The following is a 23,969-nucleotide window of genomic DNA, read 5'->3' on the forward strand; positions in this document are numbered from 1 at the left end:
GTAGGTTTTTTTATTTGTTAATTTATTTAAGGGTCTTTTTTATCTTCCTCGGTTAGCTCTTCCTGTTCCGTTGGCAGTTGTTTGTACTCCCATGTAATCCTGAACGGTTCTGAAACCAATATAACTTCTGGCAGAATCGGCATATTCATAATCTCTGGTACTTACCTGAAGGAAATAAGCAACATCTTTCCAGGAACCACCTCTTACCACTTTTCGTTTATTCGATGCATCTAAAACATTTGGGTTCATTGTAGACACATATTCGTAAGCATTTGGATCATAAGAAGAGTCTGTCCACTCCGAAACATTTCCAGCCATATTGTAAAGGTTGTAACCATTTGGCTCGTATGATTTGGCTTCAACAGTGTACAAAGCCTCATCGGCAGCATAATCTCCACGGTTAGGTTTGAAATTCGCTAAGAAACAACCTCTGTCACTTTTCGTGTAAGGCCCTCCCCAAGGATAAGTAGCTGATTCCAGACCACCTCTGGCTGCATATTCCCATTCTGCCTCTGTTGGCAATCGGAATGAGTTAATCAAATCACGACCAGATTTTTTAGATTTGATATAAGTATTTTTGTTTAACGTTCTCCACGCACAAAAAGCTTTTGCCTGAGTCCATTTTACCCCCACAACCGGATAATCCCCATAGGCTTTATGCCAGAAATAATCATTATGCATTGGTTCATTGTAAGAATAAGCAAAATCTTTAATCCAAACTGTAGTATCCGGATACACTTTTACTTCTTCGTTTCTAATAAAATCTTTTCTTTTTCCAACTTTTGCTTTAGCGGCAGCCTGAATATCCATCCAGGAATAACGGAATTTCAATTTCTCAACATCAATAGTACGCAATCCGTTGTATGCTTCCTCGATTGGAATATACATCGAATCCATAACCTCTGTATAATATTCATCTGGATATAATTTTGGATCCTTAATTAATTTTATTTTTCTGTTTAATTTTCTTCCTGCATAAGGATCTTCGGCTGTACCAATACTATAATAGTTGTCGTACATATATTTATCATAAGCCGTCATTTTCTCAGGATCAGCATCATTAAAGGCAAAATCACCAATACTTCCGGAATTTTTTCCTTTTCCTTTACCATCACTTCCTGGTTTTGTTCCGGTTTCATCAGCCAAAATAGCCAACTTCATTCTGATTGTAGAATCTTTAACCCATTCCACAAACTGGCGGTACTCACTATTTGTAATTTCTGTTTCATCCATATAGAAAGAACGCACCGTTACAGTTTTAGTTTGAGCATCCTGTACACCCGCTACATCTTCATCTGCTTTTCCCATAATAAAAGCACCTCCGGGAACTAAAGCCATTCCATACGGTTTTTCCGGATGCCATTTAGCTCCTTTAACACCGACCAACTCGCCTTTATCACTTGATTTTCCACAGCTTGCTAAAAGTGACAAAATTGTCATAAACGTAATGAACTTCTTCATACAAATTCGGGTTATATATTCTTTACTTTTTTCGTTTGTAAACCTATTTATTATTTAGCAATAAAACAATATTTTTTTCTTCTTATTAAACACACACCCAAATGTAGAGTTAAATAAATTATAAAAAAAATATTTTATCGACAAAAAGCATAAAAACACGATTAAAAACATGTTTTTTTAATAAAAATAAGCTTTAGATTACAAAAATACAGAGAAAGAAATTAACAAATTAACTCTTTTTATTTATAAAAAAACGCAGTTATAACACATTTTTTCTTTGCGCTTTCCACCATCTTTCCGGTAATTCCTGATTACAGGCTCCCAAATACTCTTCATAAGAACATGGTAACAACGTATTTCGCTTTAATTTATTGTTCCCATTAGCAACAAAAGGTATTTCTATCCACCAGCGATCCGTTTTATCACTTTTATAAAACACCAAAGTCTCTTCTTCAATAGGAACACTGTATTTGATGTAATTTTCACGACTTCCAAAAGGGTATTCCTTAGAGCGATAATGAAACCCTTCTATAAAATACCACAAAATCTGAGCAATTAAAACAGATTCCTTACTAGAATTATAATGATTAAAAACACCAAAGACAGAAACCTTATCGCTAATTCCTGCATAACGGGCTAAGGCACAAATCTCTTTTCCGTTAAAACCATTAGGCTCAAATGAAAAGAAATTACCCGAATCGGATGATTTCACAGCTGTTAAATCCATACTCACAAGATCGGCATCTCTAAAAACCGGTTCGGCAATGGCAATATTATTAGAAACTTCACCCAAACGATAACCATCAAAAAATAGCTTTTCAATCAAATCAATTTCTTCCTGAGAATTATAATACGTTTGATAACCGATATTGCAAAAATTAAACAGATTGTTCGGTTCATCAACAATAATTTGACTCAAATAGGAATTAGCCGACATCAGTTCCTCTTCTTTACCAAAATCAAATTTACTGTCAATGGCAACTAAATTCACCATTTGCTCTAATTCGTCATAAGCACGATAAAGACTGTAAGTCAAATCCTGCGAACCACCAATAACAACCGGAATTACCCCTTTTTTAATCAAATCAGAGACAACTTTGCGCAAAGCAAAATAAGTATCTTCTTTCGAATTTCCAGGCAAAATATCGCCCAAATCAGCAATTGTCGCATCCCAGTTTCCCGGAAACAAACGATACAACTCCTGTCGAATTAGTGATAAATCCTCTGCTTCATCTATTAGAATGTCGCTACCGCGATTTTCCAAAACTCCAATCAAGGCAATTTTTACCTTATCCAAGTCCGGAAACTCTTCTTTGGTATGAAAAACCACCTTACTCCCCAACTGTTGAGAGCTTAACGATTTCAACATTTTTAAGACTTCATCATTTATTGGCTCCAGAAAATCTAATCCCATCATAATTATTTATTCTCTTTATTTATTTCCCAAGAATAAAAGGAAAAACGTTTTATTTCTTTTTAGTTGTCGTTTTTTTGGCAACTGTTTTTTTAGCTGGCGCTTTCTTGGCTGGCGCTTTTTGAGCAATCATTTCCTGAACTTCCGCCAATGTCAATTTAGAAGCATCAACATCTTTACTCAGTTCAATTTTAATTTTCCCTTTTAAAATCACCGAACGCCCCCATCTGGCTTTTTCAACTACAATCCCTTCTTCTTCCCAATTATGAATGACCTTATCGATATTCTTCTGAAGTTTTTCCTCAATCAGGGTTTCAATATCATCCTGTGACAAATTATCAAAATCATATTTCTTACTCACATTGATAAAAATGCCATCCCATTTGATAAATGGCCCAAAACGCCCCGTTCCTTTTTGAACCGGTTCTCCTTTATAAGTAGCAATTGGAGCATCGGCTTTTATTTTTTCATCAATTAATTCCTGTGCTCTTTCTTTAGTAACCGCCAATGGATCTTCGCCTTTTGGCAAAGAAATAAAAACACTTCCATGACGCACGTAAGGGCCAAAACGCCCGTTATTTACCTCTACTTCTTCATTTTTATAAGTTCCTAAAGCTTTTGGCAACAAGAATAAATTCAGAGCTTCTTCCAGTGTGATGTTTCCAATATTTTGCTCTTTCATCAAACTGGCAAATTTCTTATCCTCATCTTCCGCATCACCAATTTGAGCCATTGGACCAAATTTACCTAAACGAACCGAAACCTGTTTTCCAGTTGCCGGATCAACACCTAAAATTCGTTCTCCGCTTTCTCTGTCGGCATTCGCTTCCACATCTTTTACCGTAGGGTGAAATTGATCGTAAAACTCCTGCATCATCTTCGCCCACTCAATATTTCCTTCGGCGATTTCGTCAAAATCCTGTTCTACTTTTGCAGTGAAATTATAATCCAGAATGTTTCCAAAATTTTTCACCAAAAAGTCGGTTACAATAGTTCCAATATCTGTTGGTACTAATTTTCCTTTATCCGAACCGGTGTTTTCCTTCAACAATTTCTCTCCAACTTTTCCGGATTGCAAAGTCAATTGCGTATAATTCCGCTCCTGACCTTCTAAATTTCCTTTCTCTACATAATTTCTGTTGATAATTGTAGAAATTGTTGGTGCATAAGTCGAAGGACGACCAATTCCTAATTCTTCTAATTTTTTCACCAAAGAAGCTTCGGTATATCTCGCTGCCGGACGGGAATAGCGCTCTGTTGCAGTTATGTAATTGTTTTGTAAATTTTCATTCACTTTCAAGGCTGGCAACATTCCTTCCTGTTCTTCCTCATCATCGTCGTGCCCTTCCAAATATACTTTTAAGAAACCTTCAAAAAGCAGCACTTCTCCCGAAGCAGTGAACAATTCATTGTGATTATTCGCAGCTATTTTAACATTAGTACGCTCTAATTGCGCATCACTCATTTGTGAAGCCAAAGTTCTTTTCCAAATCAAATCATACAAACGCGCCTGATCCCGGTCGATATTTACCGTATGACGCGACATGTCCGTCGGACGGATTGCCTCGTGTGCTTCCTGAGCGCCTTTGCTTTTATTAGCAAAAGTTCTTGGATTTGAAAACTCCTTACCATACGATTTAATAATTTCAGCCTGCGCTGCATCCATCGCTTCTTTAGACAGGTTCACACTATCCGTTCTCATATAAGTAATCAACCCCGCCTCATACAAACGTTGTGCTAACTGCATTGTAATCCCAACCGGCAAATACAATTTACGCGCGGCTTCCTGTTGCAAAGTCGAAGTAGTAAATGGCGCTGTTGGTGATTTTTTGGTTGGTTTTGTTTCTAAATCCGAAACCTTATAAGCAGAACCGATATTTTTATTTAAAAAATCTTCGGCTTCTTTTTTAGTATTGAAATTTTTAGGCAATTTGGCTTTGAAAGCTTTTCCGGCTTCATTAGTAAATTCGGCGACAACCGAATAAGCAGCAACGGCTTTAAAATCCTGAATTTCGCGTTCACGTTCTACAATCAAACGAACAGAAACCGACTGAACACGACCAGCCGACAATCCGCCTTTAATTTTTCTCCATAAAACCGGTGACAATTCATAACCCACCAAACGATCCAGTACACGACGCGCCTGCTGCGCATTTACTAAATTATAATCAATCTCACGCGGATTATCAATTGCTTTTAAAATAGCATTTTTGGTAATCTCATGAAAAACAATTCTTTTGGTTTTCTTTTTATCTAATTTTAATTCTTCCGCCAAGTGCCATGAAATAGCCTCTCCCTCGCGGTCCTCATCACTGGCTAACCAAACCGTTTCGGCATTTTTAGATAAGGTTTTCAGCTTACTAACCAAGGCTTTTTTATCAGGAGAAACTTCATATTTAGGTTTAAATCCCTGTTCCACATCTACTCCTATTTCCTTAGAAGGCAAGTCGGCAATATGCCCGTAACTTGACTCCACCTGGAAATCACTTCCTAAAAATTTCTCTATCGTTTTCGCCTTTGCAGGTGACTCAACTATTACTAAATTCTTTGCCATTGCTTAATTTTTCTCAGACAAAAGTATCTATTTTTTTTAAATACAAAGACTTTCGCATTTTTTTTTGAAAAGATTTGACGCAATGTTTATCAGAGAATAAGTTTCCTTTTTCCCTTCATTTATTACAAATTCTTCTCCTTAATTATAATCGTACACAAACATTTTCAACCAACTACATCCAAATTCCATCCCCTAAAAACAATCCAAAAACAAAATCAAAAAATACTGTTAATTCTTCATCTGACATCTTGTCACATCTATTTGATTTCACTTATCTTTGTACTCTGAAACAACTTAGAATGGAAAAGATTATAGAAGAGAGCAAACAAGGCGAAAGTCTTGTCTTGGAAAACAAACCTGAAAACAATAAAAAACTTTATATAGAAAGTTATGGTTGCGCAATGAATTTTTCGGATAGCGAAATTGTTGCCTCCATTTTATCCACTAACGGATATAACACCACACAAGTTTTGGAAGAAGCCGACTTGGTTTTGGTAAACACCTGCTCCATCCGAGATAAAGCAGAACAAACCATCCGTAAACGTTTGGAAAAATACAATGCTGTAAAACGCAAAAACACCAAAATGAAAGTGGGTGTTTTAGGCTGCATGGCCGAACGTTTAAAAAGTCAGTTTTTAGAACAGGAAAAAATCGTTGACTTGGTTGTAGGGCCGGATGCATATAAAGATTTACCAAATCTTTTAACCGAAGTAGAAGAAGGTCGTGACGCCATTAACGTTATTTTATCTAAAGAAGAAACCTATGGTGATATTTCACCAGTTCGATTAATGAGTAACGGAATCACCGCTTTGGTTTCCATCACCCGTGGTTGTGACAATATGTGTACTTTTTGTGTAGTTCCATTTACCAGAGGTCGCGAAAGAAGTCGTGAACCACAAAGTATCATGGCTGAGATTCAGGATTTATACGAAAAAGGCTTTAAAGAAGTTACTCTTCTGGGTCAAAACGTAGATAGTTATTTATGGTATGGAGGAGGATTGAAAAAAGATTTCGAAAAAGCTTCAGAAATCCAAAAAGCGACTGCCGTAAATTTTGACCAATTATTAGAAATGACTGCGCAGGCTTTCCCGAAAATGAGAATTCGTTTTTCGACTTCCAATCCGCAAGATATGCACGAAAGTGTTTTACACGTTATTGCTAGATATCCTAATATTTGCAAACATATTCACTTGCCAGTTCAGTCCGGAAGCGACCGAATTTTAAAAGAGATGAACCGTTTGCATACCCGTGAGGAATACATGCAATTAGTTGACAAGATATACAACATCATTCCTGGTTGTGCCATTACACAAGATATGATTACCGGTTTTCCAACAGAAACGGAAGAAGATCATCAGGATACTTTAAGCTTAATGGAATATGTAAAATACAACTTCGGTTATATGTTTGCTTATTCAGAAAGACCTGGAACTTTAGCCGAGAGAAAAATGGAAGATGATGTTCCGGAAGAAACAAAACTAAGACGTCTTCAGGAAATTGTAGACTTGCAGCAAAAACATTCCTTAATAACATGCCAGGAATTTATAGGAAAAACAGTTGAAGTTTTAGTTGACAAAATTTCAAAAAAATCAGCCAATGAGTTTTCAGGAAGAAATTCACAAAACATGACGGTTGTTTTCCCTAAAGAAAACTATCAAATCGGTGATTTTGTAAATGTAAAAATTACGTCCTGCACCAGCGGAACATTAATTGGTGAAGCTGTTGGTTTGAGCGATATGAATTAGTTTTTGTTTAGCCACAGATTAAAAAGATTTAAAGGATTTTATTTTCTTATTCAAAAATCATGGAAGTATATCGAGAAGAAGAAACATACAAAATCATTGGAATATGTATGGAAGTTCATAGAAATCTTGGCCCAGGTTTATTAGAAATAGTTTATAAAGATGCTCTAGAAATTGAATTTAAAGAAAATAATATTCCTTTTATTATGGAAAAAGAATTTTCGATTGAATATAAAGGCAAAATTTTACCTCATAAATTTTATGCTGATTTTATTGTAAATGAAGATATCATCCTTGAAGTAAAAGCTGTAAAAGAATTTACAACCGAACATACGGCACAAATATTAAATTATTTAAAACTGGCTAATTCTGAAATTGGATTATTAATTAATTTTCAAACCAAATCACTACAGTACAAAAGATTCACTTTATAAAAAATAAATCTGTGTTAATCTTTCTAATCTGTGGCAAAAAACTATGACAAAAAAACAACTATATATTGCAATAGCGACTTTTCTACTTGGTTTTGGAGTAACATTCTATGTAATTAGAACTTACTTTCCAAAACACAAAGTTGAAAACAGCAATACCGCGTCAAAGACACTTTGACAAACAAATAAAGAGTAATTCTGCGAATATACGTTTAACAATAATGAGATTGCTTCGTGCCTCGCAATGAAACCATGGAAACAGTTCAAAACATAAAACAACGATTTGAGATTATTGGGAATGACCCAAAGCTCAATCGAGCCATAGAAAAAGCTATTCAGGTTGCTCCTACTGATATTTCGGTGTTGGTAACCGGAGAAAGTGGTGTAGGTAAAGAAAATATTCCCAAAATCATCCATTCGCTTTCACACCGAAAACACGGCAAATACATTGCTGTAAACTGTGGTGCCATTCCGGAAGGAACCATAGACAGTGAGCTTTTTGGACACGAAAAAGGAGCTTTTACCGGAGCCACCAGCACTCGTGAAGGTTATTTTGAAGTAGCCAACGGCGGAACTATTTTTCTGGATGAAGTAGGTGAATTACCCTTAACCACACAGGTTCGTTTATTAAGAATCTTGGAAAACGGTGAATTCCTAAAAGTAGGTTCGTCTCAGGTTCAAAAAACCGACGTACGAATTGTAGCCGCAACCAATGTCAATTTGTTCAATGCTATCGAAAAAGGAAAATTTCGTGAGGATTTATATTATCGTCTAAGCACGGTAGAAATTGCCTTACCTCCATTGAGAGACCGCAAAGATGACATTCATTTATTGTTTCGAAAATTTGCTGCTGATTTTGCACATAAATACAAAATGCCTCCGCTAAAACTAGACGAAGGCACTGTTCAATTATTGCAAAAATACCGTTGGAGCGGAAACATTCGTCAGTTACGAAATGTTGCCGAACAAATTTCGGTTCTGGAAACTAACAGAGATATTTCGGCAGCTACTTTGCAAACTTACCTACCACCAACAGAAGGCAGCAATCTTCCTTCGGTAATTAACAGTGGTAAAAACGAAAGCGATTTTAGTACGGAAAGGGACATTTTATACAAAGTACTTTTTGACATGAAAAGTGATTTGAATGATTTAAAAAAACTCACTTTGGAACTCATGAAAAGTGGCGCCGCCAAAGCTCAGGATATCAATCCGAATTTGATTCAGAAAATATATGACTCTAAAGAAGACAGTGAAATTGAATTTGAAGAGCAACCTGTGACCGCTGTTGTGACACCAACGCACACCGAAAATTACAGCAATCCTGACGACAATTATCTTTTTGCCGAAACAATCGAAGAGGAAGAGGTTTTACGCTTGGAACAAAAGGAAATCGAAATGATTAAAAAATCATTAGAAAAAAACAAAGGAAAAAGAAAAGCGGCAGCTGACGAATTAGGAATTTCAGAAAGAACGCTGTATCGAAAAATCAAACAATTCGATTTATAAAAAAATAAAAACTTAAATTCCAATTATTATATTTGGACACAATTGGAATTTAATACCGAAATTTCAGGATTGGAATTTTGCCAATAAACAATATGAAAAAAACACTTTCTTTTTTTGCTTTAATTAGTCTCTTTATGTTGAGCAGTTGTGGGATTTACAATTTTACCGGAACCGGAAAAATTGATGCTAAAACCTTTCAAGTGAATTTTTTTGCAAATAATGCCGATTTAGTAGAACCTGGACTCGACAGAAAATTCACCCTTGCCTTACAGGATATTCTTCAAAACCAAACCAATTTGAATTTGGTTAAAAATGGTGCCGACCTAACTTACGAAGGAGAAATTGTAGATTACCGAATCAGCCCGATGACTGCTACTGCCGATCAGCAGGCAGCACAAAACCGATTAAAAATAAGAATCAATGTCCGATTTTTTAATAAAAACAAAGAAACAGACGATTTTGAAAAACCATTCGAGTTTTATTACGATTATCCGGCAACCACACAATTACAAGGCGCTGTTTTAGACACCGCATTAAAAGAAATTTTTGACCGAATCACTCAGGATATTTTCAATGAATCTTTGGCAAAATGGTAAATTGAAGTTTATTTGATTAACCGTTTATCTGTTTAACCGATTAACAAATAAACGATTCCACGATTAAACAAAAAAAAACAATGAACGTAACCGATTATACTTATTTAATCAATCATCCGAACACAATTACTAACAGGCAAACCCTTGCATTGGAGAACGTATTGGAGGAGTTTCCGTATTTTCAAAGTGCCAGAGCTTTACGCCTTAAAGGGCTCTACAATGAAAATAGTTTTAAGTACAATTCGGCTTTAAAAGTTACAGCGGCACATACTACTGACAGAGCTGTTTTGTTTGATTTTATTAGTTCAGATGATTTCAATGCGATTCAAAAAGAATTATTTGAAAAGAAAAAAAGTGAATTACTTTCCATAAAAGTAATAGACAGTATAGAAGTAATTGCCAAAAAAGAAATTGAAGAGACTATTTCAAATTTTGAATCACTAAACAACAAAGTTGAAGAAGAAACAATTCCCCAAACCACAGAGGAAAAACTGGAATTGGGAAAACCTTTGGAATTTTCAAAAAACGAAACCCATTCTTTCCAGGAATGGCTGCAACTTTCCAGAATCCAACCAATTGTTCGGGAATCAGAAATAAAAGAAGACACTATTTCTTCAAGTCCTGAAGAGGATTCGAAAAAGAAAAAAGAAGCAATTATTGATAAATTTATTCAGAACAACCCAAAGATTCCGTCAATCAAACCGGGAACTTCATCAAACTTTAGTATCGACATTAATAAAGACGACACTACTTCGCTAATGACCGAAACGCTAGCCAAGGTCTATTTGGAACAAAAAAAATATCAAAAAGCAATTCAAGCTTATGAAATATTAATTTTGAAATATCCAGAAAAAAGTAGTTTCTTTGCAGACCGCATAGCGGATATTAAGATTTTACAACAAAACAATAATTAAGTAATAATGAGCACATTTTCAATTTTTTTAGTTTTAATCACTATAGTTTGTTTTCTACTAATTGTAGTAATCATGGTTCAAAATCCTAAAGGTGGTGGTTTATCGTCTTCAATCGGTGGTTCTCAAATGCTGGGTGGTGTACAAAAAACGACTGACTTTTTAGATAAGAGTACCTGGACTTTAGCTATCGTTTTAATCGCCTTGATTATCTTATCAAGCTTAAGCTTCACAGGAGCTGTCAGCGACACCAATTCTAAAATTATTGACAATACGGAAGCTGCGGTTCCTGCAACACCTGCTGCTAGTCAGCCAGCTGCACCAGCAACTCCTGCTCCTGCAAAATAATTCATTATTTTGAATACACATAAAAAAATGCCAGCTTGTCAAAGCTGGCATTTTTCATAAGAAAAAATGGCAGTAAAATTTGACTGGCATAATTTCTGAATAGCAAAAAGCAACTTTTAATTTAATATAAAACATAAAAAATCATGACATTAAACATTAAACCACTTTCAGACCGTGTTCTGATTGAACCAGTTGCAGCCGAAACTAAGACAGCGTCAGGGATTTTTATTCCAGATACTGCCAAAGAAAAACCACAAAAAGGAACTGTTGTAGCCGTAGGAAATGGCACAAAAGATCATGAAATGACCGTAAAAGTGGGAGACACTGTACTTTACGGAAAATATGCAGGAACCGAATTAAAATTAGAAGGTACCGATTATTTGATTATGAGAGAAGATGATATTCTTGCAATAATCTAAAAAAAAGAGTATTAAGAATTAAGTACAAAGTATTCAAATTTTTAAAACACAATATTAAAAAATAGAAAATAAAAATGGCAAAAGACATTAAATTCGATATTGAAGCACGTGACGGATTAAAACGTGGAGTTGACGCATTAGCTAATGCAGTAAAAGTAACTTTAGGACCTAAAGGTCGTAATGTAATCATTGGAAAAACTTTTGGAGGACCTACAGTAACCAAAGATGGTGTTTCTGTTGCCAAAGAAGTAGAATTGAAAGACCCATTAGAAAACATGGGAGCTCAAATGGTGAAAGAAGTAGCTTCTAAAACCAATGATTTAGCTGGCGACGGAACCACTACTGCAACCGTTTTAGCGCAGGCTATCGTAAAAGAAGGTTTGAAAAACGTAGCTGCCGGAGCCAATCCAATGGACTTAAAACGTGGTATCGATAAAGCTGTTGACGCTATCGTTACTGATCTTGCAAAACAATCTCAGGTTGTAGGAAGCGACTCAGACAAAATCAAACAAATTGCTTCTATCTCTGCCAATAATGACGAAGTTATCGGTGAATTAATCGCTACTGCTTTCGCAAAAGTAGGAAAAGAAGGTGTTATCACTGTGGAAGAAGCTAAAGGCACTGATACATTTGTTGATGTAGTTGAAGGAATGCAATTTGACAGAGGATATCTTTCTCCATATTTCGTTACTAATTCTGAAAAAATGGAAGTGGAATTAGACAGCCCTTACATTTTATTATACGACAAAAAAGTATCTTCATTAAAAGAATTATTACCGGTTCTTGAGCCAGTGGCGCAATCAGGAAAACCATTATTAATTATTGCTGAAGATGTAGATGGAGAAGCACTTTCCACTTTGGTAGTAAACAAATTGCGTGGTGCCTTAAAAATTGCTGCTGTAAAAGCACCTGGTTTTGGTGACAGAAGAAAAGCTATGTTGGAAGATATCGCCATCTTAACAGGTGGAACAGTAATCTCTGAAGAAAGAGGATACACGCTTGAAAACACTACTATCGAAATGTTAGGAAATGCTAAAAGAGTAGCTATCGATAAAGACAATACAACTATCGTAAGTGGTTCTGGTGATGCTGAAATGATCAAAAACCGTGTGAACCAAATCAAAGGTCAAATGGAAGTTACCACTTCTGATTATGACAAAGAAAAACTTCAAGAGCGTTTGGCTAAATTAGCCGGAGGCGTGGCAGTTCTTTATGTAGGAGCCGCTTCAGAAGTAGAAATGAAAGAGAAAAAAGACCGTGTGGATGATGCCCTTCACGCAACTCGTGCTGCTGTTGAAGAAGGAATCGTTGCCGGAGGTGGTGTAGCTTTATTAAGAGCCAAAACAGTTTTAAGTGGTTTAACTGCTGACAACGCTGATGAAGCTACCGGAATCCAAATCGTTGCTCGTGCCATCGAAGCTCCATTGAGAACTATCGTTGAAAATGCTGGTCTTGAAGGTTCAGTAGTTGTTGCAAAAGTAGCAGAAGGCACAGGTGATTTTGGATACAATGCTAAAACTAACGAATATGTGGATATGCTTAAAGCAGGTATCATCGATCCTAAAAAAGTAACTCGTGTAGCATTAGAAAATGCAGCTTCAGTTTCCGGAATGATTTTAACAACTGAATGTGCTTTAATCGACATTAAAGAAGAAAATGCCGGTGGCGGAATGCCAATGGGTGGCGGAATGCCGGGAATGATGTAATTTCCACATTAAATAATAAAAAAATCCGTTCCGATATGAACGGATTTTTTTATGCTGTATTTTTTATAAAACTATTCCTCGTCGGAAGTAGTTACTTTTTTAGTTAACTTAAGAATAACCGGAGATAGAGTAACTACTACTAATCCGATCACGATAACTTCAATATGCTCTTTTAAATCTATTCCGAATTTTTCAAGTAAAAAACCATACAGATAATGACCGGAAAAAATCAATGTAAACGACCACAAAAAAGAACTCACCACATTAAAAAACATGAATTTCTTCTTATCCATGGTAACAATTCCGGCAACTATTGGCGCAAAGGTTCTGAAAATAGGCAGGAATCTGGCAAAAATAATGGCTCTCCCTCCATGTCTTTCAAAAAAATCTTTAGACTGAATAAGATAATTTTTCTTAAACCAAAAACTATCCTCACGATTATACAAATAATAACCACTCTTAGCTCCAAACCAATACCCAATCATATTACCTAAAATACCGGCAAGAGCTACCATAGTAGACAATAATGTCACATTGATAAAATCACTATCAATGAACAAAATATTCTCTATTAATTCTCTGTTGTAGATTCCGGCAAGAAAAAGCAAACTATCACCCGGCAAAAAGAAACCGGCAAACAAACCTGTCTCCGCAAAAACAATAAACAATACGATATAGATTCCTAATTTTATTCCATTTATATCAAAATGAATATAAAAAAGTGGGTCTATTAAATTCTTCCAATCAAAGCTATTCATTCTCCCGGATTTTATTCAAAATATTTTTGAGCGTGAAAGTAAGAATAAATTATATCAACCACAATTTATTCATTCCATTTAAAGTTTAATTAACGATAAAAAACAGCCTTTCAAACAAGTAGACAACTTTTTCATCAAATTAAAATTTAAATTCCTGCCCCATCAGCGGAACCGAACAATTAAATCCGTAATGTTCTCTTATTTTGATACGCAATTCGTCGGCCGCCGCAGGTTCACCATGAACTAAAAATACTCGGTGCGGTTTTTGTTCTAAATCGGATAACCAATCCAATAAATCAGCCTGATCACCATGAGCCGAAAGTCCGTTTATCTCTACAACTTTAGCTCTTACGGTATAATAAGTTCCAAATATCTTTATCGCCTTTGCCCCTTCAATCAACTTACGTCCGCGGGTTCCTTCAGCCTGATAACCCACAATTAGGATTGTTGTTTCAGGAAGTCCGATGTAATTTTCTAAATAACCTAAAACCCTTCCTCCGGTAATCATGCCACTCGCCGCAATTACCACTTTCGGACCTTTATGATTGATGGCTGTCAAGGTTTCTTCATAATCAGAATTAATCACAAACATTTTACTCATGGTCTGACAATCGACAAAATTTAATTTGTGCCATTTGGTATTATTAAAAAAGACTTCAAAAGCGCCTACTCCCATTGGAGAATCAACGATATAAGGAATATTTGGAATGCGACCTTCTTTTTTTAATTCCCACAATAAAAACATAATACTCTGAGCGCGTTCTACAGCAAAACTCGGAATAATTACTGTCCCGCCTTTTTTAAAAGCTTCATTAATATATTCCTCTAATTCTAATTTTGGATCAGTATCGGGATGCAAACGATCACCATAAGTACTTTCGAGAAATACTAAATTGGCATTTTTAGGTTTTATAGGCGGATACAACAACACATCATTATCTCTACCGATATCTCCTGAAAAAACTAAAGTTTTACCTTCTAAATTCACAACAATACTACAAGCACCAATAATATGTCCCGCCAGAAAAAAACTAGCTTCAATACCCTCTCCTAACACAATTGGAGTCTCCGGTTGAACAACAGTGAGCAACGGAAAAACATTTTCTGCTTCTTTAACTGTATACAAAGGTTCGGCTATTTCGTGTTTCGAGCTATTTTCCTGATTGGCTTTCAAGGCATCTTCTTCCTGAATTTTAGCACTATCTACCAAAATCAGCTTAGTAATTTCCTTCGTAGGACCGGTACAATAAATTTTACCCGTAAACCCCTGACTTACCAATCTGGGCAACCAGCCACAATGATCCAAATGTCCGTGCGTCAATAACACAAAATCGATGGTGGAGGCTAAAACCGGCAAAGGTTCCCAATTTAACTCCCGCAAGGATTTTACCCCCTGAAATAATCCGCAATCCACTAAAAAACGAACATTATTACTATCAATCAATGTTTTAGAACCCGTTACTGTCCCTGCCGCTCCGATAAATTTAATTTTCATAATATCGTAATATTAGTAACACTTACACAATTCATTAACTTCTTTCAAAACATTTTTAATCCGATGCGTACTAATTCCTATTTCCTTCAAATCAACTCTGTTGTCTTTTAGTTCTTTTACTAAAATCACATCCAGCAGTAATAATTTTTCTTTTTCCGCCTTAGTCAAAGTTGTCAAACAGGTTACCGGATACAAACAATCGTGATTGTTTCTGGATTTCAGACTTCTTTTTTCAGGATAATCCCAACTCAGTAAATGAATACCAGAACATTCTGCAAAAGCAATAGCATCGGCTGTAAAACGAGTATTAGTTACAATCCAGCAATTATTAATTTGCTCTTTATTCGAAAAAAGAGTGTAATTATTCTCCCTTAAATCGTTGAATCGGGAATAAACATACAAAGGCACTTTTACATCCGAAGCCGCTTCCCGCCCACCGTGGAACTTACATTCCACCATCGAAATCACATTGTTTTTTTTCAGTAAAATATCTACTTCGTGCATGACACAGTTCCCCTGCAAAACAACATTAGTCTTAGTTTCATATTTTTCAGCTTCAAAAAGACGGGCGATATATTTTTCAAAATAAAATCCTTCCGGTCCTAACATTTCAATAGCCGCACGTAAATTGTAGCGGGCAGCATGAGAATGCGTATGTTTTTTCAATAATACAAAAGCTTTTTTGTAGATATTTTTAGTTGAAATTCCCTCGTAGATTTCATGAGTAATTTCCTTTAGGATAGATTCAGCGGTATGGGCATCAGCTCCCGAATTCAGTAAGGATTCAGTAAGTTTTTCGGGATTAAAATTAACGACTGCACCGGAATGTTTTACAATTTTCATAGCAATTTAATTAGGTATCATCAACTGAAACAGCCTTTTAAAGTTACATAAAAAATCTTAGGAATTTCGTTTTTGAAAATAAAATGCAGGAATAAACAGCAAAACAAATAGTGGCTGAATGAGAAATCTCCGAATATAAAAAAGTAAAAAATTATTATGAACACCACAAAAATGAATGACCATAAAAAAAGAAATCAGTAAGACCACAAATGCTGTCAAATAAAGAAAAAAAGCAAATTTAATCATCTTCCAATCACGAAAAATCACATAAATCATCGCTAACGAAAGTAACATATTCAAGCCATAACGAAAATACAAATTTAAAATTAGTCGGAAATTATCAAATTCCGGCAAAGGCATGTGGTTAAAATCGTCTTTAAAATAACTCAAAAAGGGGTCGTAAAACAAGACATCTTCATTATAACGAATCAACACAAAACCAAATAGCAACAATAAAAAAAGTAGTATTTTTAACGACCGTGGGTAGTTTTTATCTGACATCTAATGAAAATTTATTAACCCAAATTACCCATAAAACAAACACTACTCCGTAAATAAACAAAGGAAAAACAATTTCATGCAGCAAGGCTTCCTGATTGGGAAACCAGTACAAAGCCGAACATAACAAAGCTATTCGAACTACATTTAAAACATAAATAAAAAAACTGCCTGCCAAAATAAAAATTAAAGTCGTTCTCTTTTTTCCTGAAAATGCTACAATAAAAGCCGCAAACAAAATAATGACACTAATCGCATTACAACCTTCTATCATTCGGGCAACAGCTTGCTGATTGTAAAACAATGTGATAAAACCAGTTTGAAAAACCTCTTTTAACCTAAAATCAACTCCAAATAGATGAAGCAATTGCTTGGTATTTTCAGCAACAAAACGAGTTATAGTATCCACTGAACTTTCATCAAAACGCGACAAGTACCCCTGATAAATTAAAGTCAAAACTGCATAAGTCAGGAAAAACTTAGCCAGAAAAACTAAAAAAGGGCGATATAGAATTAAGTATTTCTTCAAACTTTGATTTTTATCAAATTTATATAAATTATTATCAATTCTGATTCATTCAAAAAAACGAAATAAAACTAACTTATTAAATACAAAATTCACAACTCCACAACTAAACATAATACCGTAAAAAAAACAAACAAAAACACCACTTAATAAATTCTATATAAAACCTCATATTCAAATTATCTAAAACCATAAAAAACAAATTAACCATAATATTTAAAAAATGATATGAGATTAAAATTACTTATAACAATCACAAAAAAAAACGCTAACAAAAGATAATATTTGTTAATTTTATGTTAACATTTCTTTTTAAGAAAACAAAAAAATTGTTTCTAAAAAAAACATTACAAACTAATTTATAAATAGATACAAAGTAAAAGAAAGAAAAACAAATGTTAATATTTTCTTAAAAAAAACTACCATAGCAATTTTCTTAAATAAACTACCGAAATTTGTAATCTTAAAATTATATTTTCTTAAGTTAATACATGGGAATTATATAAACTCAAATGAAACTTTTTTAAACTTTTACCTTTTAACTTTGTTTTTAAATTAGACTCAAATCTTACAAAAATTAACTAAATATTAAAATCATGAAAAAAACAATCGCGACATTGTCAATCATCATGTTATCTTTTGCAGCAAACGCACAAGATGCTGCTGTAAATTCATCAACCGACATAAATTCATATGACAAATGGTCTATTGAATTAGGAGCAGGTGTAAACAAACCTTTTAGAACATTAACTCCTGGTTACTTCACAAGCACACCAAGCTTTTGGAATGCAGATTTAGGAGTACGTTACATGTTCAACCCTAAATTCGGTTTAAAATTAGATTTTGGATACAACAAATTTCAAGAAGATGATGACTCTTCTAAATTCGACACCAATTACTGGAGAACTGATTTACAAGGGGTGGTAAACCTTGGACGTGTTTTAAATTTTGAAACTTGGACAAACACTATCGGTTTATTAGCTCATGGAGGTGTGGGTGTTTCTATGATGACATCTGATGGCTTCAATGGAGACGACTACATGGCAAATGGAATTATTGGATTGACAGGACAAATTAAATTAAGCAATTCAATTGTTTTAACCGGAGATATCTCTGGAATTACTAATGGTAAACAAAACCATAATTTTGACGGAATGTCTGCTGCAAACACAGGATTTTTTGACGGTGGAATTCTAAACGGCTCTGTTGGACTTACTTTCTACTTAGGTAAAAACGAAAAACATGCTGACTGGGTTGCTGAAGCTGACAAATACGACAACTTAGACAACCGTTTAACTCAATTAGAAACAGGTTTAATTGATTCAGACAAAGACGGTGTTGCTGATATGTATGATTTAGAGCCTAACACTGTTTCCGGTGTAGCTGTAAACACTAAAGGACAATCTATTGACAACAATAAAAATGGTGTTCCAGACGAATTAGAAAGCTACTTATCTGACAAATTCGGACAAAATAACACTACAACTTCAGGTACTACTGTTGAACAATTAATCAATGATGGATATGTAAATGTTTATTTTGATTTCAATTCATCTAAACCAACAAACTCTTCATTAGCTGGTATTGATTTCTTAGTGAAATATTTAAAAAACAACCCTTCTGCTTCTGCTCAGGTTATTGGTTATGCTGACGAAATTGGAAATTCAGATTACAACCAAAAATTATCAACAAAACGTGCTGAAACAGTTAAAACTATTATAACTAACTCTGGAATTAATGCTTCAAGACTATCAGTTGTTGGTAATGGAGAAGATGCTTCTGTAAACAAAAATTCAGCTACAGCTCGTCAAATTGTACGCAGAGTTACATTTAAAGTAAAAAACTAGTTAGTTTTTTTAATTACAATTTAGTACAATAAAAAGGCTGCCAGATTTTGGCAGCCTTTTTTATTTCATTTGAGAAACATCTTTAATTTTTTCTCTAAATCAGCCACATCATAAGTTTTGAGAAAAATTCAACAAAATCCACTAACGTAATATAAAACTGTCATCTATTTCGTTATATTTGAAAAAAAATAACCAAATATGAAAATCAACCTATTAACCAACGTATTACTTTTAACTTCAATTACTATATCGGCACAAATCATAGAACCAACTCGATATAATTTGGATTCTTTAGGATATCCAACCAATAAAAAAGAGTATAAATACATCCGTATCGTAGAGAATTACAACAACCAGCCTAATATTTTTATTTTCACAGAATACTACAAAAAATCAGGAAAAATAAAAATGAAAGCCATTTCAACTAACAAAGATGAACCCCGATTTGAGGGTCCAAGAATTGATTATTACGAAAACGGGAACAAACAACGTGAAACGCAATACAGTAAAAATCTAATCAACGGAAAACAAACGGAGTGGTATGAAAATCAAAATAAAAAAATTGAAAAAATAATTCACACTGACCCTAAAACCTTAGAATCTTACACTCAAATTATACAATATTGGAACGAAAATAACGAACAAAAAGTAGTTGACGGTAACGGATTCTATGAAGAAACAATTGGCGGAACAATCGAAAAAGGAGAAATCAAAAACAGCCGAAAACAAGGAATTTGGAACGGAAAGAACAGCAAAACAAAAACCTCTTTCACAGAAAACTATGAAAACGGAGCATTAATTTCCGGAGTAAGTATTGACGCTAATAATGTTGAACATCCATACAAGGTACTTTTTAAAAAACCAGAATACAAAGAAGGCATGATGGCTTTTTACCAATTCATAGGAAAAAATTACAGAGTCCCATACGGGCTACAAACCAAACCGGGAGAAAAACCAAAACTATATGCTGTGTTTAATGTTGATATTGATGGAAAACTAACAGATATCAAAATCGTAAAAGATCTTGGATTAGGCACAGGAGAGGAAGCGATAAGAGTATTGAAAAAATCTCCAAATTGGATTCCGGGAACACACAGAGGGATTATTTCTAAAGTTTCTTTTATATTACCCATCAGCATTCAAAGCCCTGCTAATTAACCATAAAAATTTATCAATATGAAAACAAATTATATACTAATATATTTATTATTCTTATCAATAATTATATCTGCTCAAACATCAAAAAATGACAAGATAATTTTTCTTGATTCACTGCACATTACTACTACTGACAAAAATTATGCCTACATCAGAATAGTCGAAGATTATAAAAACGATAAGGATTTATACTCTGTTTCCGAATATACTAAATTAGGAAAACTAAACATGAAAGCTTTTACTAAGGACAAAGACATCCTAAAATTAGAAGGACTCCGCATTGATTTTTACGAAAACGGAAACAAAAAACAAGAATCCAACTATATTGATAACCGCTTAAATGGAAAACAAGCCCAATGGTATGAAAACGGCGAAAAAAAAACAGAAAAAGAAATAACTTGGGATTCTGAAAACAAAACTTCCACAATTAAAATATCGCAGTTTTGGAACAAAGATGGACAACACACTGTAATTGACGGAAATGGGTTTTACGAAGAGACATCCGAAAAACATTCTGATACAGGTAATATAAAAAACGGTCTTAAAGATGGCGTATGGAAAGGAAAATACAACAAAAACTGCAAATACACCGAAGAGTACAAAAAAGGAAAACTAATTTCAGGAACAAGCACAGACAAAGACAACAATGAATACCATTATGATGTACCGGAAAGCAAACCAGAACCAATAAAAGGAATGCAAGACTTTTATCAATACATTGGCAGAAACTTTAAAATTCCAAATGAATACAAATCACTAAACGGAAAAATATTCATAAGGTTTATAGTTGATAAAGAAGGCAAAATAACAGAACCAAAAACTATAAAATCCTTGAACGAGACTTTAGATAATGAAGCAATAAGGGTTATTACCAATTATGAAAAATGGATTCCCGCAAAACAAAGAGGACAATACGTTAAAGTTTTATACTCTATCCCTATTACATTAAGAGGTAGCAAATAAAGAATCAAAACATTTGAATTGCATTGCCAATTCAAAATAAAGTATTACTTTTGCTGCCGTCTTACAATAACTGTAAGGCATACATAAAAATCATTTAAAAAAATATTAGCATGTATTTAACTAAAGAAGGAAAAGCGGAAATTTTCGCTCAACACGGAGGAAAAGCAGAAAACACTGGTTCTGCAGAAGGACAAATCGCTTTGTTCTCTTTCAGAATCAACCACTTGACTGAGCACTTAAAAAGAAATCGTCACGATTACAACACTGAGCGTTCACTAGTGAAATTAGTAGGTAAAAGAAGATCTTTACTTGACTATTTGAAAAAGAAAGATATCAACAGATATCGTGAAATCATCAAAGTATTGGGTATCAGAAAATAATCAATACAAAAAAGAGGTGCGCAAGTACCTCTTTTTTAATTTAAAATTATTTGAACCATTAAGAAATTAAGAAAAGTTAAGAGCGAAACTTAATGAAACTAAACTCCTTAATGGTTAAATTATAAAAACCTTATTCTTAAGGTTTAAATACAATAAAAAAAAGTTTGGTTTTTCATTGGACACACAACAACTACAACAACACAACAAAGTCCGTAGTATAACCAAAACAAAAGGAAATTTATGATTCCACAAGTAAAACAAGAAATTATCGATTTAGGAGATGGAAGAAGCATCTCAATCGAAACTGGTAAATTAGCCAAACAAGCTGACGGTTCGGTAGTCGTTCGTTTAGGAAACTGTATGCTTTTAGCAACAGCAGTATCTGCAAGAACTTCAAACCCAGGCGTAGACTTTTTACCATTAACGGTAGATTACCGTGAAAAATTTGCCGCTGCAGGTCGTTTCCCTGGAGGTTTCTTCAAGAGAGAAGCTCGTCCAAGTGACAGCGAAGTATTAACCATGCGTTTAGTTGACCGTGTATTACGTCCGCTTTTCCCGGATGATTACCACGCTGAAACTCAGGTTATGATTCAGTTAATGTCTCATGATGACGATGTGATGCCGGATGCATTAGCTGGTTTAGCTGCATCAGCAGCTTTAGCAGTATCTGACATTCCTTTTTACAATCTAATTTCTGAAGTTCGTGTAGCACGTATCGACGGAAAATTAGTTATCAACCCAAGCAGAGAAGAATTAGAACAATCAGACATCGACATGATGATTGGAGCTTCTATGGATTCAGTTGCGATGGTGGAAGGTGAGATGAAAGAAATCTCAGAAGCTGAAATGATCGAAGCAATCAAATTTGCTCACGAAGCTATTAAAGTTCAAATTCAGGCACAACAACGCTTAAGAGCGGCTGTTGGAAATCCTGAATACAGAACATACGAAGGCGAAGTGGAAGACGAAGCGGTTTACGCAAAAGTTAAAGCTGCTGCTTACGACAAATGTTATGCCATTGCTGCAGAAGCATCTGGAAAAAGCGAAAGAGGTGAAAAATTTGCTGCTGTAAAAGAAGAAGCAAAAGCTTTATTTACAGAAGAAGAATATGCTGAAAATGCTGACTTAGCCGGATTAGTTGGAAAATATTTCTACAAAACCAATAAAGAAGCCGTTCGTAATGTAATCTTAGAACAAGGAATTCGTTTGGATGGAAGAAAAACAACTGAAATCAGACCTATTTGGAGCGAAATAGATTACTTACCGTCTGTTCACGGTTCATCTATTTTTACACGCGGAGAAACTCAGGCTTTGGCTACTGTAACTTTGGGAACTTCAAGAGAAGCTAACCAAATCGATTCTCCATCAGAACAAGGTGAAGAAAAATTCTACTTACACTATAACTTCCCTCCTTTCTCTACCGGAGAAGCCAAACCTCTAAGAGGAACTTCAAGAAGAGAGGTTGGTCACGGAAACTTAGCACAACGTGCTTTGAAAAACATGATTCCTGCTGATTGTCCTTATACAATTCGTGTGGTTTCTGAAGTATTAGAATCAAATGGTTCTTCTTCTATGGCTACTGTTTGTGCCGGAACAATGGCATTAATGGATGCAGGAGTTAAAATGACAAAACCCGTTTCCGGAATTGCCATGGGATTAATTACTGACGGAGAAAAATTTGCTGTACTTTCAGATATTTTAGGTGACGAAGACCACTTAGGAGACATGGACTTTAAAGTAACAGGAACTGCTGACGGAATCACTGCTTGTCAAATGGACATCAAAATCGAAGGATTACGTTATGACATCATGGAACAAGCCTTATCTCAGGCTCGTGACGGACGTATGCATATTTTAGGAAAATTAACCGAAACAATTGCTACTCCTAGAGAAGACGTTAAAGCTCACGCTCCTAAAATCATCACCAGAACTATTCCTGGAAACTTCATTGGTGCTTTAATCGGTCCTGGTGGAAAAGTAATTCAGGATTTACAAAAAGCTACCGGAACTACTATCGTTATCAACGAGGTGGACGAACAAGGGGTTGTTGAAATTTTAGGAACTGATCCTGACGGAATCAAAGCAGTATTAGCTAAAATTGACGCTATCACTTTCAAACCACAAGTTGGAGAAGCTTATCAAGTAAAAGTAATTAAAATGCTGGATTTTGGTGCTGTAGTAGAATATACTGCTGCTCCTGGAAACGAAGTTTTATTACACGTATCTGAATTAGCCTGGGAACGCACAGAAAACGTAGCCGATGTAGTAAAAATGGGAGATGTTTTCCAAGTAAAATACTTAGGAGTTGACCCTAAAACTAAAAAAGAGAAAGTATCTAAAAAAGCACTTATCGCCCGCCCTCCGCGTGAGGCTAAACAAGAGTAATCCAATCTTAGTTTACTAAAGGTTTATT

General features: G+C 34.8%; 21 protein-coding genes. 13 read left to right on the forward strand and 8 right to left on the reverse strand.

Features of this window, described 5'->3' with window-relative positions; genetic code table 11:
• Positions 1-39: 39 nt before the first annotated feature.
• The 3 genes from porK to topA all read right to left on the reverse strand — a co-directional run bounded on the left by porK (position 40) and on the right by topA (position 5,429).
• Entirely contained in the window at positions 40-1,461 is a 1,422-nt protein-coding gene (gene porK, locus H599_RS0100305; protein ID WP_026712286.1) for a T9SS ring complex lipoprotein PorK/GldK, read from the reverse strand.
• A gap of 259 nt (positions 1,462-1,720) precedes the next feature.
• Positions 1,721-2,875, reverse strand: coding sequence for an arginase family protein (locus H599_RS0100310; RefSeq protein ID WP_026712287.1), 1,155 nt, complete (start codon positions 2,873-2,875; stop codon positions 1,721-1,723).
• Positions 2,876-2,927: 52 nt separating this feature from the next.
• Positions 2,928-5,429, reverse strand: coding sequence for a type I DNA topoisomerase (topA, locus tag H599_RS0100315; protein WP_026712288.1), 2,502 nt, complete (start codon positions 5,427-5,429; stop codon positions 2,928-2,930).
• A 299-nt stretch (positions 5,430-5,728) separates the two neighbouring features.
• Between topA and miaB the strand changes: the two genes are divergently transcribed.
• From miaB to groL, 8 genes are all read left to right on the forward strand, one after another.
• Positions 5,729-7,174, forward strand: a complete 1,446-nt coding sequence (gene miaB / locus H599_RS0100320; RefSeq protein WP_026712289.1) for a tRNA (N6-isopentenyl adenosine(37)-C2)-methylthiotransferase MiaB — start codon at positions 5,729-5,731, stop codon at positions 7,172-7,174.
• A gap of 59 nt (positions 7,175-7,233) precedes the next feature.
• Positions 7,234-7,605 carry a GxxExxY protein gene (locus tag H599_RS0100325; protein WP_035140967.1) on the forward strand — a complete coding sequence of 124 codons (372 nt, stop codon included), beginning with the start codon at positions 7,234-7,236 and terminating at the stop codon, positions 7,603-7,605.
• 249 nt (positions 7,606-7,854) lie between these two features.
• The gene (locus H599_RS0100330) at positions 7,855-9,108 is read left to right on the forward strand and encodes a sigma-54 interaction domain-containing protein (RefSeq protein WP_026712291.1); all 1,254 of its coding nucleotides are present in this window, start codon (positions 7,855-7,857) and stop codon (positions 9,106-9,108) included.
• A gap of 92 nt (positions 9,109-9,200) precedes the next feature.
• Entirely contained in the window at positions 9,201-9,704 is a 504-nt protein-coding gene (locus tag H599_RS0100335; protein WP_026712292.1) for an LptE family protein, read from the forward strand.
• Between the two features lie 80 nt (positions 9,705-9,784).
• The gene (locus H599_RS0100340) at positions 9,785-10,618 is read left to right on the forward strand and encodes a tetratricopeptide repeat protein (protein ID WP_026712293.1); all 834 of its coding nucleotides are present in this window, start codon (positions 9,785-9,787) and stop codon (positions 10,616-10,618) included.
• A gap of 6 nt (positions 10,619-10,624) precedes the next feature.
• Positions 10,625-10,963 carry a preprotein translocase subunit SecG gene (secG, locus tag H599_RS0100345; protein WP_026712294.1) on the forward strand — a complete coding sequence of 113 codons (339 nt, stop codon included), beginning with the start codon at positions 10,625-10,627 and terminating at the stop codon, positions 10,961-10,963.
• Positions 10,964-11,106: 143 nt separating this feature from the next.
• Positions 11,107-11,382, forward strand: a complete 276-nt coding sequence (locus tag H599_RS0100350) for a co-chaperone GroES (RefSeq protein ID WP_026712295.1) — start codon at positions 11,107-11,109, stop codon at positions 11,380-11,382.
• 74 nt (positions 11,383-11,456) lie between these two features.
• Complete coding sequence (gene groL, locus H599_RS0100355) at positions 11,457-13,088, forward strand: chaperonin GroEL (RefSeq protein ID WP_026712296.1); 1,632 nt, start codon at positions 11,457-11,459, stop codon at positions 13,086-13,088.
• A gap of 71 nt (positions 13,089-13,159) precedes the next feature.
• Here groL and H599_RS0100360 read toward each other — a convergent pair whose 3' ends face one another.
• The 5 genes from H599_RS0100360 to xrtF all read right to left on the reverse strand — a co-directional run bounded on the left by H599_RS0100360 (position 13,160) and on the right by xrtF (position 17,211).
• Positions 13,160-13,846 (reverse strand): DedA family protein, encoded by a 687-nt coding sequence (locus H599_RS0100360; protein WP_026712297.1) that lies wholly within the window; start codon positions 13,844-13,846, stop codon positions 13,160-13,162.
• Positions 13,847-13,985: 139 nt separating this feature from the next.
• A complete protein-coding gene (locus H599_RS0100365; RefSeq protein WP_026712298.1) occupies positions 13,986-15,341 on the reverse strand; it encodes an MBL fold metallo-hydrolase RNA specificity domain-containing protein in 1,356 nt (451 codons plus the stop codon).
• A gap of 12 nt (positions 15,342-15,353) precedes the next feature.
• A complete protein-coding gene (locus H599_RS0100370) occupies positions 15,354-16,184 on the reverse strand; it encodes a restriction endonuclease (RefSeq protein WP_026712299.1) in 831 nt (276 codons plus the stop codon).
• Between the two features lie 57 nt (positions 16,185-16,241).
• Positions 16,242-16,685: an exosortase F system-associated membrane protein gene (locus tag H599_RS0100375; protein WP_026712300.1), complete on the reverse strand. Its 444-nt coding sequence runs from the start codon at positions 16,683-16,685 to the stop codon at positions 16,242-16,244.
• A complete protein-coding gene (xrtF, locus tag H599_RS0100380) occupies positions 16,675-17,211 on the reverse strand; it encodes an exosortase family protein XrtF (RefSeq protein WP_026712301.1) in 537 nt (178 codons plus the stop codon). The genes H599_RS0100375 and xrtF overlap by 11 nt, the downstream gene beginning before the upstream one ends.
• A 593-nt stretch (positions 17,212-17,804) precedes the next feature.
• Here xrtF and H599_RS0100385 point away from each other — a divergent pair.
• The 5 genes from H599_RS0100385 to H599_RS0100405 all read left to right on the forward strand — a co-directional run bounded on the left by H599_RS0100385 (position 17,805) and on the right by H599_RS0100405 (position 23,941).
• A complete protein-coding gene (locus H599_RS0100385; protein ID WP_026712302.1) occupies positions 17,805-19,055 on the forward strand; it encodes an OmpA family protein in 1,251 nt (416 codons plus the stop codon).
• A gap of 198 nt (positions 19,056-19,253) precedes the next feature.
• Entirely contained in the window at positions 19,254-20,213 is a 960-nt protein-coding gene (locus tag H599_RS0100390; RefSeq protein WP_026712303.1) for a toxin-antitoxin system YwqK family antitoxin, read from the forward strand.
• A gap of 18 nt (positions 20,214-20,231) precedes the next feature.
• Positions 20,232-21,176 (forward strand): energy transducer TonB, encoded by a 945-nt coding sequence (locus tag H599_RS0100395; RefSeq protein ID WP_026712304.1) that lies wholly within the window; start codon positions 20,232-20,234, stop codon positions 21,174-21,176.
• Between the two features lie 110 nt (positions 21,177-21,286).
• Entirely contained in the window at positions 21,287-21,556 is a 270-nt protein-coding gene (gene rpsO / locus H599_RS0100400; protein ID WP_026712305.1) for a 30S ribosomal protein S15, read from the forward strand.
• Positions 21,557-21,796: 240 nt separating this feature from the next.
• Complete coding sequence (locus H599_RS0100405) at positions 21,797-23,941, forward strand: polyribonucleotide nucleotidyltransferase (RefSeq protein WP_026712306.1); 2,145 nt, start codon at positions 21,797-21,799, stop codon at positions 23,939-23,941.
• Positions 23,942-23,969 lie beyond the last annotated feature (28 nt).

This window comes from Flavobacterium daejeonense DSM 17708 (assembly GCF_000425425.1).
GTDB lineage: Bacteria > Bacteroidota > Bacteroidia > Flavobacteriales > Flavobacteriaceae > Flavobacterium > Flavobacterium daejeonense.

What these genes read in the sequence shown, in the direction of transcription:
- porK (WP_026712286.1), bottom strand. Translation starts at nt 1,461, where the DNA reads ATGAAGAAGTTCATTACGTTTATGACAATTTTGTCACTTTTAGCAAGC.
- H599_RS0100310 (WP_026712287.1), bottom strand. Translation starts at nt 2,875, where the DNA reads ATGGGATTAGATTTTCTGGAGCCAATAAATGATGAAGTCTTAAAAATG.
- topA (WP_026712288.1), bottom strand. Translation starts at nt 5,429, where the DNA reads ATGGCAAAGAATTTAGTAATAGTTGAGTCACCTGCAAAGGCGAAAACG.
- miaB (WP_026712289.1), top strand. Translation starts at nt 5,729, where the DNA reads ATGGAAAAGATTATAGAAGAGAGCAAACAAGGCGAAAGTCTTGTCTTG.
- H599_RS0100325 (WP_035140967.1), top strand. Translation starts at nt 7,234, where the DNA reads ATGGAAGTATATCGAGAAGAAGAAACATACAAAATCATTGGAATATGT.
- H599_RS0100330 (WP_026712291.1), top strand. Translation starts at nt 7,855, where the DNA reads ATGGAAACAGTTCAAAACATAAAACAACGATTTGAGATTATTGGGAAT.
- H599_RS0100335 (WP_026712292.1), top strand. Translation starts at nt 9,201, where the DNA reads ATGAAAAAAACACTTTCTTTTTTTGCTTTAATTAGTCTCTTTATGTTG.
- H599_RS0100340 (WP_026712293.1), top strand. Translation starts at nt 9,785, where the DNA reads ATGAACGTAACCGATTATACTTATTTAATCAATCATCCGAACACAATT.
- secG (WP_026712294.1), top strand. Translation starts at nt 10,625, where the DNA reads ATGAGCACATTTTCAATTTTTTTAGTTTTAATCACTATAGTTTGTTTT.
- H599_RS0100350 (WP_026712295.1), top strand. Translation starts at nt 11,107, where the DNA reads ATGACATTAAACATTAAACCACTTTCAGACCGTGTTCTGATTGAACCA.
- groL (WP_026712296.1), top strand. Translation starts at nt 11,457, where the DNA reads ATGGCAAAAGACATTAAATTCGATATTGAAGCACGTGACGGATTAAAA.
- H599_RS0100360 (WP_026712297.1), bottom strand. Translation starts at nt 13,846, where the DNA reads ATGAATAGCTTTGATTGGAAGAATTTAATAGACCCACTTTTTTATATT.
- H599_RS0100365 (WP_026712298.1), bottom strand. Translation starts at nt 15,341, where the DNA reads ATGAAAATTAAATTTATCGGAGCGGCAGGGACAGTAACGGGTTCTAAA.
- H599_RS0100370 (WP_026712299.1), bottom strand. Translation starts at nt 16,184, where the DNA reads ATGAAAATTGTAAAACATTCCGGTGCAGTCGTTAATTTTAATCCCGAA.
- H599_RS0100375 (WP_026712300.1), bottom strand. Translation starts at nt 16,685, where the DNA reads ATGTCAGATAAAAACTACCCACGGTCGTTAAAAATACTACTTTTTTTA.
- H599_RS0100385 (WP_026712302.1), top strand. Translation starts at nt 17,805, where the DNA reads ATGAAAAAAACAATCGCGACATTGTCAATCATCATGTTATCTTTTGCA.
- H599_RS0100390 (WP_026712303.1), top strand. Translation starts at nt 19,254, where the DNA reads ATGAAAATCAACCTATTAACCAACGTATTACTTTTAACTTCAATTACT.
- H599_RS0100395 (WP_026712304.1), top strand. Translation starts at nt 20,232, where the DNA reads ATGAAAACAAATTATATACTAATATATTTATTATTCTTATCAATAATT.
- rpsO (WP_026712305.1), top strand. Translation starts at nt 21,287, where the DNA reads ATGTATTTAACTAAAGAAGGAAAAGCGGAAATTTTCGCTCAACACGGA.
- H599_RS0100405 (WP_026712306.1), top strand. Translation starts at nt 21,797, where the DNA reads ATGATTCCACAAGTAAAACAAGAAATTATCGATTTAGGAGATGGAAGA.